This window comes from Micromonospora sediminimaris, from assembly GCF_016863575.1.
Lineage (GTDB): Bacteria > Actinomycetota > Actinomycetes > Mycobacteriales > Micromonosporaceae > Micromonospora > Micromonospora sediminimaris.
This window is the reverse complement of record NZ_BOPD01000034.1, coordinates 58550-69455: the sequence shown is the minus strand read 5'-3', so window position 1 is coordinate 69455 and position 10906 is coordinate 58550. Positions and strand designations below refer to the sequence as shown.

At 70.5% G+C, this 10906-nt stretch carries 5 protein-coding genes and 1 pseudogene; 2 read left to right on the top strand and 4 right to left on the bottom strand.

The features are described 5' to 3' along the window. Window positions 1-471: 471 nt before the first annotated feature. Window positions 472-723: an SCO4848 family membrane protein gene (locus Vse01_RS24135; RefSeq protein WP_093411119.1), complete on the bottom strand. Its 252-nt coding sequence runs from the start codon at window positions 721-723 to the stop codon at window positions 472-474. A gap of 68 nt (window positions 724-791) precedes the next feature. On the opposite strand from Vse01_RS24135, the gene Vse01_RS24130 reads away from it, so the two are divergent. Then, a complete protein-coding gene (locus Vse01_RS24130; protein ID WP_093411121.1) occupies window positions 792-1334 on the top strand; it encodes a hypothetical protein in 543 nt (180 codons plus the stop codon). A gap of 17 nt (window positions 1335-1351) precedes the next feature. Here Vse01_RS24130 and Vse01_RS24125 read toward each other — a convergent pair whose 3' ends face one another. The 3 genes and pseudogenes from Vse01_RS24125 to Vse01_RS29885 form a co-directional block, all read right to left on the bottom strand. After that, window positions 1352-2197 carry a DUF6406 domain-containing protein gene (locus Vse01_RS24125; protein WP_093411123.1) on the bottom strand — a complete coding sequence of 282 codons (846 nt, stop codon included), beginning with the start codon at window positions 2195-2197 and terminating at the stop codon, window positions 1352-1354. A 61-nt stretch (window positions 2198-2258) separates the two neighbouring features. Further along, complete coding sequence (locus tag Vse01_RS24120) at window positions 2259-3083, bottom strand: DUF6406 domain-containing protein (protein ID WP_239104308.1); 825 nt, start codon at window positions 3081-3083, stop codon at window positions 2259-2261. Window positions 3084-3128: 45 nt separating this feature from the next. Next, window positions 3129-6518, bottom strand: a pseudogene (locus Vse01_RS29885) (C2 family cysteine protease); the annotation flags it as partial. A 1347-nt stretch (window positions 6519-7865) separates the two neighbouring features. Here Vse01_RS29885 and Vse01_RS29880 point away from each other — a divergent pair. Continuing rightward, window positions 7866-8669 (top strand): hypothetical protein, encoded by an 804-nt coding sequence (locus tag Vse01_RS29880; protein ID WP_093411205.1) that lies wholly within the window; start codon window positions 7866-7868, stop codon window positions 8667-8669. Window positions 8670-10906 lie beyond the last annotated feature (2237 nt).

Here is a 10906-nt window from a genome sequence, read left to right as displayed (position 1 = left end):
CCTCACCGTCTGCGGCGAGTCAAACCGGCTTGTCCCGGTCCGTCACGCTTCAGGTGGTTCGGCACCCGCGATCGAGCACAGCGGTCACCCGCTCGACTCGGTCATCGGATTTAGCAGGCCGGCCGCTGCGGTTGCCCGCACGCTCGCCCGGTTCCCTGCCGGTCGTAAACCTTACCCGGTCGGTTCCGCCCCACCAAATCCGCCCCTCGGCGGCCCGGTCGAGCCCCACCCGGCCGAGTCCACAGAGGACGATGTCCTCGCGAACCCGGTGCCAATCGGAATCCGACTCTCAGTGCTTTCGCCCTGTTTGCCCGTTCCGCGTTGGCAGAGAGAAAGTTACGCGCCCGGCGGAGTGATCGTCAAATCGGCGCGGAGCGGTCCCCGTCACACTCGTTGAAGCCTCGGCTTCGGTGCGTCCAGCCCACCCTCCACACGCCAACGGAGACAACCGAGCGGCGCGTGGACGGCGGCTCAAGGCGTACCGCGTCGGGACGCCCGCCAGCCGCGAAGGCCCAGCAGACCCACAGCCGTGCCGATAGCCAACGACGCCGCGATGAGCAGTGCGTGCACCCACAGGAACGCGGTCGCCGGCCAGGCCCCGGCAACCCCGCTCGCCCACGCCCTCGGGTCGTTCCAGATGGCTACCGCAAACCTTGGCCAGATCACCCAGGTCCATATCCCCACTCCGGTGAGGAACACCGCCCAGCCGCGTGACAGCACCATGGTCGGCGAGTATGCCAGCGGCCGGACCGGGACGTCGGCGGAAGCGTCCGATCGGTACGGTGGGTCGCATGAACCCCCTGCGGAGCCGCACCAACGCGGAGGCGCACCTCTACATGGATCTGCACCCGTGCGACTGCGGGGAGACGCGTTTCCCCCGGCAGAGCGCGGTGGTGGCCCTCGACGACGGTGACCTGGCCAGCCGGTACACGGGCGCCTGCGTCGGATGCGGCCAGGAACGGGAGTTCCTCTTTCGGCTACCGCCAGCGGCACCGCCGGCCGGCGGTGGTTTCCGCTATGGCGGGGACGAACCCTCCCAGTTACTCGACCCGGGGGAATGGCTGCTGGTCTCTGACGCGTACGCCGGTCAGGTGCCGGCCGACCCCGGGGGCGGTGAGGCCGGTCAGCGGGCGCGGGCCGCGCTGACCCGGGCCGTGGCCGCACTTGACGAGGTCGGCAAGTTCATCCCGCCAGATGGAGCCGTCGTCCCAGCGAACGCCTTCACCACGGACCGCGGCCGCCAGCTACACCAGCGCGAGCCCGGCCGGTTCCGGCGCGACCGCCTCACCGCCGTCCGCGACGCGTACGCGGGCATGCTCTCCCGGCTCAGCTGAACAGCACTGTTGTCCGGCTACTTCTGCTCGCCCTCGTCGTGGCTGAAGTTCGAAACAGCAGTGGGGGGTACGAGCCGTGCCGCCGGATGATCTACCTCATCCGTCGGTGTCAGCCGACCGATGAGCTCCCACATCGACCCGGCCACCTCAGCGAGGCTCCGTTCCCGGCCGGCCGAGGCGGCTGGCCCGGCAGGGCCGACCAGGTCCAACTCGTGCACGAAGTAGACCGACTCGTCGCCCCTTCTGCTGGCTGAGACCACGAGCAGCCCGCCCGACGGATTGGCGATCACCAACCAGTCCGGCGACAACCAGGGATCCCGGTGCACACGTTGGCCTTGTGCCAGGTCGATCGGGGGGCGTTCGGGGTGCACCCCGAACAGCGGGCGCTCCGGCAACAGGGTGAACGGCACGCCTGGGATGTGATGTTCCGTCTCAGGCTGTGCACCGTTGGTCCGGCCAAGCCAGTCGCGATAACTCGCTGGCAGCCGAGCGCCAAGGGCTGCCTCCAACGCCTGGAGTTGTGCTTCCTCAAGTTGGCCATAGGCCCGTAGCCGGGCCGGCCTCCAGAGCCGGCCCGTGGGCGGATCCAACACCTCGTTCTCGTCCACCCGACGGACGGTGACCTCCCACTCGTCCGCGCTGACCATGTCCAGATCTGCGAAGCGCCAAGTTTCCTCTCCCACCGGAAAGGTCCCGCCGAGGGTGACCTCGTGGGCGGAGTCATCTCCACCCGCAAAGGACATGACGATGATTTCGGCCCGCACCGACGACCCCACGTCGACCCAGCCAACCGCGAACCGGGCCAGGCCGACGCTCGTCGTCGTGTTGTTCCGGACGGTGGCCAGATGAGTGAACGAGCGCACCAGTTTCTCTCCCGGTTCCCTTAGATCAGGTGGCGCAACGAACGGCCGAGCCGCACCTTGCTCAGAGCTGCCCGTTCTCGTAGTTCGCGGGGTCCGTGAACGTCCCGGGCGGGTGGATCTCTGCGGGTGGAAGGTGGTCCAGCTCCATCGGGGTCAGCCGGCCGATGAACTCGTACATCGACCAGGCCACCGCCCTCAGCTTCCGTTCCCGCGCGGCCGCAGCGGTCGGGTCGGGTGGGCCGACCAGGTCAAGTTCGTTCACGAAGTAAACGCTCTCGTTCCCCAACTCTGCCGAGACGACCAGTAACCCAGCGGCCGTATTCGCGATGACGAGCCAGGCCGGCGAGAGCCACGGATCCCGGTGTCGACGCTGGGCATGCACCAGATCGAACGGGGGGTATTCGGGATGAACGCCGAACAGCGGACCCGACGGAAGCAGTGCGACAGGCATGCCGGGAATGTGGTGTGGCACCTCAGGTTGCGCACCGTTGTTCCGCGCCAGCCAGTGGCGGTACCCACGCGGTAACTGGGCACCGAGCGCGGCCTCCAAGGACTGGAGCTGGGCCTCGTCGAGCTGGCCATAGGGCCGCAGCCGTGCCCGCTTCCACAGCCGCCCGGTCGGCGGCTCCATCACCTCGTTCTCGTCCACCCGGCGGACGGTGACCTCCCAGTCGTCCGCACTGGCCATGTCCAGATCCGCGAAGCGCCAGGTCTCCTCGCCCACCGGGAAGGTCTCACCGAGCGTGACCTCGTGGGTGAAGCTTTCGTCCCGTTGGAACGGCATGACGATGATCTCGGCGCATACCGGCGGCCCCACATCGACCCAGCGCACCCCGAACCGCGCTAGCCCGACCTCCGTCGTCGCGTTGTTTTGAACGACGGCCACATGAGTAAACGAGCGCACCAGCTCTCTCCGGTTCCTCGGGCACGATCAGGTGTCAAGCATGTCGTACAGCGTCGGCTCGGCGGGAAGCACGAAACCGAGCACGTCGCGGGCGATCCGTTCGGCCTCCGCACGGTCCACCGGTGCCGGAGTAGCCTGCGCCGGCACCACGCCACCGGCTGTCCAGTGCAGCGAGCGTCCCGGGCCGCCGATCTCGGACACCATCAGGCCAGCCACGCTACCGTCCGAAGCAAGCAACGCGAAGTAACCGATCACGTACCGTTCGTCATCGAGGTGTGTGCGACCAAGGGTGCGCGGCGACGCGGGCTTAGCCGGCGGACCGGGCTGATCGATCAGCGGAGAGGCCGGGCTCGGAACGACCAGCGGACGGTCGACGAGCTGCTCGACGGACGATCGGGGCGACGGCACGGGTGGCTGGACGTTCGCTGCGGGCCCGCCGCCCGCCGAAGGCGACGGCAGGGCGGCAGCCGGTGACTGCTCCAGGTGCGCACACAACGGCTGCATCAGGTTCAGCATCTCTCGCACCGACATTAGCGACGGATGCTCCTTGTTCCAGGGGTTATGTAGCTGCACCTGGCCATCCCGCACCGTGAGGATCTCGTAGACGTGCTTCGCCTTCAGCCCATACGGCAATGTGCGCCCGGGATAGATTTCCTGCGGCCACGTCGCAATGGTGACCGGGCTGCCGGCCGCGAGCAGGGCAGCCAGTTGTCGCTCGACCTCCGCTTCTCGCCCCGGTGTGCCGTCCAGCGACGTCTGTCGAGCCGGCAGACCGGTGAGCTGGGTGAGCAGTTCGGCTTGCATCAGGGTGGTGCTGCCGACGTTGAGCCGCGCGTAGCCGACAGGTGCAGCGCGGTGTGGATCGTCCCTGCTCTCCCATCCGCGCCACTCACGTTGCCACTGCTCATGCCGTTCCTTGGTCCAGGTTCTGTCGACCGCCGCGAGCGCCTTCTCCAATAGGGACGCCCAACTCGTTCCGACAAGTGCCTGGTTCGCATACGCCGCCCACGAACTGCCGACGTGCACTGGAACATCGGGTCGCACGTTGATCCGAATGCGCCGGCCGGTGGCTGCCGTTTCGTCCCCGCGCAACACGCTCTCGTGCAGCAGAACATCCACCGTGCCGTCCGGTCTCGGCTCGAACAACCGAGGAATGATCTCCGGTCGATGCCCGGCGAGGGCCGCCATCGTGGCCAGCATCCCGCAGTCGCCAAGCAAACCCTGCTGCACCTGCGTCCGGCGAGGCTGGCCGTCGAAAAGCGGTGCCGGCTGATCCGTCGCCGGGAGCAAGGGGTGCCCGTACTCGATCGGATACTTGGGCTTCGGGTCGGGCAGGGTCACCCGGTCGGCGGCCACGGCGATCTCGTCGGTGGTCACGCTCGGGATGACCTCGGTCTCGACAGACGGCTCGGGCGGCATCATCGCCCGCAGGGCCTCGGTGAGCGCCGTCGGCACCAGGCCCATCCGCCGCGCGTCGGACAGGTAATGAAAGCTGTGCGTGGTGAGCACCGCGACGGCGGCGGGATTCGACCCGTACTCCACGTGGAAGGCGGCGTAGGTCCGCGTCCGGTCCTCGAGCAGCAGCGCGTTTCGGCCGGCCGGGGTGTTCAGATCGTACGCCGGCGCCGACCTCTCCAGGTTGAACTCGGGGGCACCGTCGAGGGTGTACGGACGCAGGTCGAAGCGGCCGGTCAGATCGACGTAGATGCCCTCGGTGGCGAGCCGGTCGGCGAGGCGTGGGTCGACTCGGCGGACCTGGTCAAGCAGGTTCGGCGGCAGAGCGATGAGCTGCCCGGCGAGGGCGGGCATCCGGGGCAGCGAGGATTGGCTCTGCTCCCCGTGTACGGCCAACTCGCGCAGCTTCGCGGCCAGGTCGGCGGCGGGTGGCGGTTGGAAGTCGGGAGCGAGCCGGCTGCGGTAATCGATCGCGCGGAAGCGCTCGACCATCGTCTGGTCGGGGTTGACGGCCAGGGCGCCGGCCACCGCCTCCGGCGTGATCACCGGCAGGCTCAGCTGCATCACCTGGGTCCACACCTCGGCGGGGAGGACCGCGAGCCGAGCCGCTGCGTCGGGCGTACCCCAGCGGAGGCCCAGCCGGTCGACCAGGGTGTCGATCTCGGCTCGCAGTGCCAGCCGGGATGCGGGATCAGCCTGCGCGTACCAGGCCGCCATCAGCCGCAACTCGGCCAGCCGGCCCCGGTCCCGGACCGAAAGGCCGGCGGGATCGATCGGCCCCTCCGCCGCGCCCTGATCGAAGAGCCCCACCTGGGCGGCGCCGGACTCGTGCCGGGCCAGCAGTTCGGCGGTCTCGTGAGCCACCGCGCGGTCGACCGCCAGGTCCGAGGCACGATCGGAGACCGTCAGGGTGAAGGTGCCGTCCAGGTTGCGGATGGTCTGCGCCACGACGCCGCTGGCGAGCGCGGCGGCGGTGACCCGCACGCGCAGCGGCTCCAGGCCGGGCGCACGCAGCTCGAACACGTCGGGGCCAACCGCCACGATCTGGTCCGCGCCGATCGTCTCCGCCAGGGCGGGTAGCACGCTTCGGGCCCGGTCCAGCACGGCCGGGGCGTCGGCGGCAGGACGGCCCTGACCGTGGAACTCCGAGCCGGGCAACGCGGCCACCGTGCTGCGTGCCGGCTCGACGTGGGCGTACCAGGGGCTCATCAGGTCGAGGAAGGCGCGCAGTGGCATCGGCGCCGGGTGGCGGGAGTTCCACGGGTTGCGCAGCTGCACCTCACCGTTCGACGCCGACACGATCTCGTACGCGTGCCCCGCGACAAGTCCGTACGGTGGCTTGCCGCCTGGCTGGGCAGCGTAGGCGCTGGCCGGCCGGGTGCCGGTGATCAGTGGGCTGCCGGCGGCGAGCAGGGCCGCCAGCCGGGTCTCGGCGTCGGCCTCCCGTCCCGGTGTCGGGTCCAGTTCACTGACTCCGGTCGGCAGGCCGGTGAGCTGGCTGAGCAGCTCCGCCTGCACCAGCCGGCTGCTGCCGTTGTCCAGCCGGGCGTAGCCGAGCGGTGCGGCCTGCGTGGCGTCCACGCCCGGTCGGGCCGTCCACTGCTGCTGCCACTGGTCGTGGCGCTGCTGGGTCCAGGTACGGTCGATCGCCGCGATCGCCTTCTCCAGCAGCGACGCCCAGGACGCCCCGACCACGGACTGGTCGGCGTACGCGCTGCGACCGTTCGAGTTCGGATGCAACGGCACGTCCGGGAAGACGGTCACCCGCAACTGTCGGCCGGTAGGTGTGATCGCGCGGTCGGGCCCACTGGTCTCGTGCAGCAGCACGTCGACCGAGCCGTCCGGGTTCGGGTGGAACATCTGCGCGACGACGTCCGGCAGTTGACCGGCGACCGAACCGATCACGGCGATCATGCCGCAGTCGCCGAGCGCCCCCTGCTGCACGTCTTCCCGCTTCGGCGCTCCGTCGAACAACGGCGGCGGTTGCCCGGTGCGGGCGTCCAACGCCGGCCCGTAGACCGGACCTGGCTGGCCTGCCGACTCCGGTGGCAGCGTCACCCGGTCGGCCACGACCCGGATCTCTCCGGTGGTCTCCTGCGTCGCGGAGCTCTCCACGGTGGCGGGGGTGGCCGTCGACGCCGGAGTGATGCTGCGCAGTGCCTCGGTCAGAACGTCCGGTACCAGCCCCATCCACCTGGCGGTTCCCTGGTAGTGGAAGTCGTGCCCGGTGAGCAGGGCCGCTGCCTGGTCGCTGCGGAGGCTGCGCAGTGCCGCTCGGGCCCGCTGCCGATCCTCGTGCAGTTGGGCGCGCCGCCCGGCCTCGGTGGTCAGGTCGAACGCCGGCCGTGCAGCGCCGAGGTCGACGGCGGGCACGTTCGACACCATGTACGGGCGCAGGTCGTAGCGCCCGGTCAGGTCGACATAGATGCCCTCGGTCGCGAGCCGGTCGGCGAGTTGCGGATCCACCGCCCGGATCCGGTCGAGCTGTGCCTGCGGGATACCGACGATCTGCCCGGCGAAGGCGGGCATCCGCGGCATGCCTGACTGTGCGTGTTCGGCCTCGGTCGCCAGTTCCCGCAGCCTCGCGTCCAGCTCCGCCTGTTGCGGAACCTGAAATTCCGGTGCCAGCCGGGCCCGGTAGTCGATCATCCTGATCCGCTCGACCTCGGTGAGGGCGGCGGCACCGGCCAGCACCGTGGAAACCGCGTCAGGCGTGATCGACGGCACGCTGAGCTGCATCAGGTGCGCCAGCACGTCCCGAGGTAGCAGCGCCCATCGCGACCGGACGTCCGGGTCGCCGACGCGCAGGCCAAGGTGACCGGCGAGAGCGTCGATCTCGGCGCGTACGGCCGGTCGGGCGGTCGGGTCGGCGGCGTACGTGGCGGCGAGCAGCCGGATCTCCGCCATCCGACCTCGGTCGTGGGCGGTCAGTCCGGCCGGATCGATCGGGCCGTGGATGTTGCCCGGGTCCAGCGGGCCGACAAGCGCCCGACCGGTCTCGTGCAGCGCCACCAACTCGGCGACCTCGTGCGCGAGCGCCCGTGCCACCACCTGGTCGGCGGCCCGGTCGGACACGGTGACGGTGAAGGCGCCGTCGGGGTCGCGGTGCGACCGGGCCACCAGGCCGTCGGTCAACGGGCCACTGGTCAGCCGTACGGTCAGCGGGTGCTGCCCGGCGGAGCGGATCTCGAACAGCTCCGGCCCGACCGCGACCACCGCGTCCACCTGGGCGTACGGCGCCACTTGCGGCAGCACGGACCGGGCCAGATCCAGCACCGCTGCCGAGTCGGCGACCGGGCGGCCCAGACCATGGAAGGTGGAGCCCGGAACGGCACCGGCAGTTATCGAGTCACCCGTCGATACGCTGGCGTCATGGCCACGTCCGCCGACCTCTACGCCGCCATCCTCGCCGACCCCGACGACCTCGACCTGCGGTGGCGTTACGCCGACGCCATCGAGGCCACCGACCCGGAACGCGCCGAGCTGATCCGTCTCTACCTGGCCAGGTCCTACGGCACCCGGGAGTCGGTGTACCTGCACCGGCGCATCCGCCCCCGGCTCGCCGAGCCGGTCACCCACCTGCTCAACACCTGGCAGTTGCGTAACGGCCTGATCGAGTCGGTCACCATGACCGCCCGCACCTTCGTCGACCACGGCGAGGAGGTCTGGGCCCACCATCCCGTCCGCCACCTGGTCCTGGTCGAGGCCGCCGGGCTCATGACCGAGGTCGCCCAGGTCGCCTGCCTCAACCGGCTGGTCGCCCTCGACCTGAGCGGGAACCCGATCGGCGACGACGGGCTCGCCACGCTTGTCGATTCCCCCCATCTGGGCCGGTTGCGCTGGCTGGGGCTGGCGGGTTGCGGCATCGGCGCGGCCGGGGCCGAGGCCCTGGCCGCCACCCGCAACCTGCCCGCCCTGCGCTACGTCGACCTGTCCGACAATCTCGTTCAGGTCACCGCTCAGGGCTACGGGCAGCACATCGACGGATCGCCCGTCTGGGTCGAGATGCCCGCGCTCGGGCAGGAGTTGATCGCCCGGTACGGACACCTGCCCTGGCTCGACGAGCAGTGGGGATGGAGACTGCTCGGCGTCGTCCGCTGGGACGAGGTCTGACGGTTCCAGCGGTGCGGTGTCGCCGTCGTCGGGCAACGGCACGGGCGGGACGCCACGGTTGGCCTCTGCGATCCGTTGGGCGTGGAAACGGATGCTGGGCGGGATACCCCGCGAGTCGTCTGGCAGCGCATTGGCCTGAAGTTGCACAGCCCGTCTGACGGCGGCACCGGTCTCAGCCAGAAGCGCACCGGCCACAGCGGCACCGCCGAGGACCCTGAGCTGGCCAGTGTTGTCTCGCAGGCCCAGCAGGTCGGGAACGGGTTTGTCCGCGTCGAGGGGCGGCCCCTCAAGCGCCGACAGCTCCACCTCGGACAGCATGGCGTGCACGCCGCCGGGAAGCCGGGGCTCCTGACCGATGGACAGCACCACCCGGTCATACATCTGCTCGGTGCCGTCGCTGAACCCGACGACGAAAGCTCCGTCCACGGTGTGTCGGATGCCGACGACGCTGCGCAACGACACGTCCGACACGCGCGCCTGGGCCGCGTCCGAGTACGCACCGAGGCCCGGCAGGTTGTTCCGCCGGTTGTCCCCGCCGCTGAAGCTGAACTCCAGTTGCGCCCGGGCATCGACATCGGGATCACCGGTCACCCGGTGCGCCGGTAGTGGCCTGGCCTGAGCCGACCAGTCGATGCGCCCCGCCGCGGAGGCCGCGGCCTGCTCGATGTCCCACGCGCCGGACGGACCCGCGCCGTAGACCAGCACCCGGTCGCCCGGCTGGTAGGTGTCGGCCAGGTTCTGTCCGCCGAAGTCGACAGGTGGCGCGGCCGGGCGAGGATCGCTGAACGAGCCGTCCGGGGCATGGCCTAGCCGGGCCGAGACCTCCAAGGGCAATGCCCGGGGGTCCACCGGGTTGCCCGCCTGGTCTTGAACCTGTCCGGTCAGGATGTTGACCGCGTGGCCGGAGGACGGGTCGACCACCAGCGGATCCGTCGGATTCCCGGTGAGGTCGGTGAGCAGCGGCAGGTCCGCGGCACCTGGGCCGCCGAGGACGGTTCGCACGGCCTGCGGAAGGCCATCCGGGTCGACGACCGCGCCGGTGGCGTCGCGGAACACCGGAGCCGCTCCGGACCGGTCCACGTGGTAGCCGGTGGTCGGGTCGACGTACTGACCATCGGTGGTGGCCGGCGCGCTCGGCACCCGGGCCGGGCCGGGACCTGCCGCGATGTCCAGCGATGCGGTGAAGAACTCGCGTCCGTTGACGGTCACCCGGAAGTTCGCGCCATCGGGCCACCCGGCGCCATCGGCCGGACGAGGCGTGACCGAGGTGGCCAAGCCCTGGTAGGTGGGCATGCCGCTGAGCGCCCGGGCCGCGCCCACGGTGTCGGCGAACACGTCGGACGGAGTGAACTGGGTGCCCGCCTCGGCCAGTTCGGACGGTTGGAACGGCAGCCCGGGAAGTTCCAGCTCCGTGGGGACCTGCCCCATGAGCAACGTCTGCCGTTCCGCCCACGGGTCATGTCCCTGCGAGACGCAGAGCACCGGCGGCAGGCCGGTCCCGGTGTCGGCCGGGGCTCCCAGGGTGACGAAGTCGGCGGTGGCGGCCCAGCCTCCACCGATCACCAGCCGGCCGAAGACGTGGTCCGGTGCTGCCTCCAGCGCGGAGTCCACTCGGGCAGTCAGCGCGAGATCGGCCTCGTTACGCAGGGCCGTGGCCTGCTGGGCCCAGGCCCGGGCTTCGGCGCGAATGGCCGACTGAGCCGCGCGCAGCTCTGCGACGAGCTGTTGCCCGTCGCTCTGCGCCAGCCCGATCAGGCTCTCGACCTGCGGGGCGAGGTCACCAAGCTGGTTCCGGATCAGATCGAGGCGGGCCTGGGCCGCCTTCGGCCCGACCACCGGCACATTGTCACCGTGTCCGTGCACCGGATGGAGGGGCTCCTGCTCCAGCAGACCGGAGGAGACGAGCAGGCTCAACGCCTCGGCCCGCAGTTGGCTGGCCCGGGCCGGATCGGTCGTGGCGGAGCTGTCACTCAGCACGACCCGCAGCTCGGCGAGGTGACCGACGTCCCGAGCGGTGACGATCCGGACGCCGCCGGCCTCCGGCCGGGCTCCCTCGGCGAGAGCCGTGGTCGCGTCGAGCCGCAGCCCGGCGGCTCGATCCTGCGCGACGGTGCCCACTTCGGCGAGAGTTGCGACCACCGCGCGGCGGACATGATCCGGGTGTGCGCCGGTCGACACCTGCACCACGGCGCCATCGACGGCGTACTGGATGGTGGCGACGGGCACGAGTGGCGCGT

Bases quoted from the DNA above. Each gene is read 5' to 3' on its own strand.
- Vse01_RS24135 (WP_093411119.1), bottom strand. From the start codon at position 723: ATGGTGCTGTCACGCGGCTGGGCGGTGTTCCTCACCGGAGTGGGGATA.
- Vse01_RS24130 (WP_093411121.1), top strand. From the start codon at position 792: ATGAACCCCCTGCGGAGCCGCACCAACGCGGAGGCGCACCTCTACATG.
- Vse01_RS29880 (WP_093411205.1), top strand. From the start codon at position 7,866: ATGGAAGGTGGAGCCCGGAACGGCACCGGCAGTTATCGAGTCACCCGT.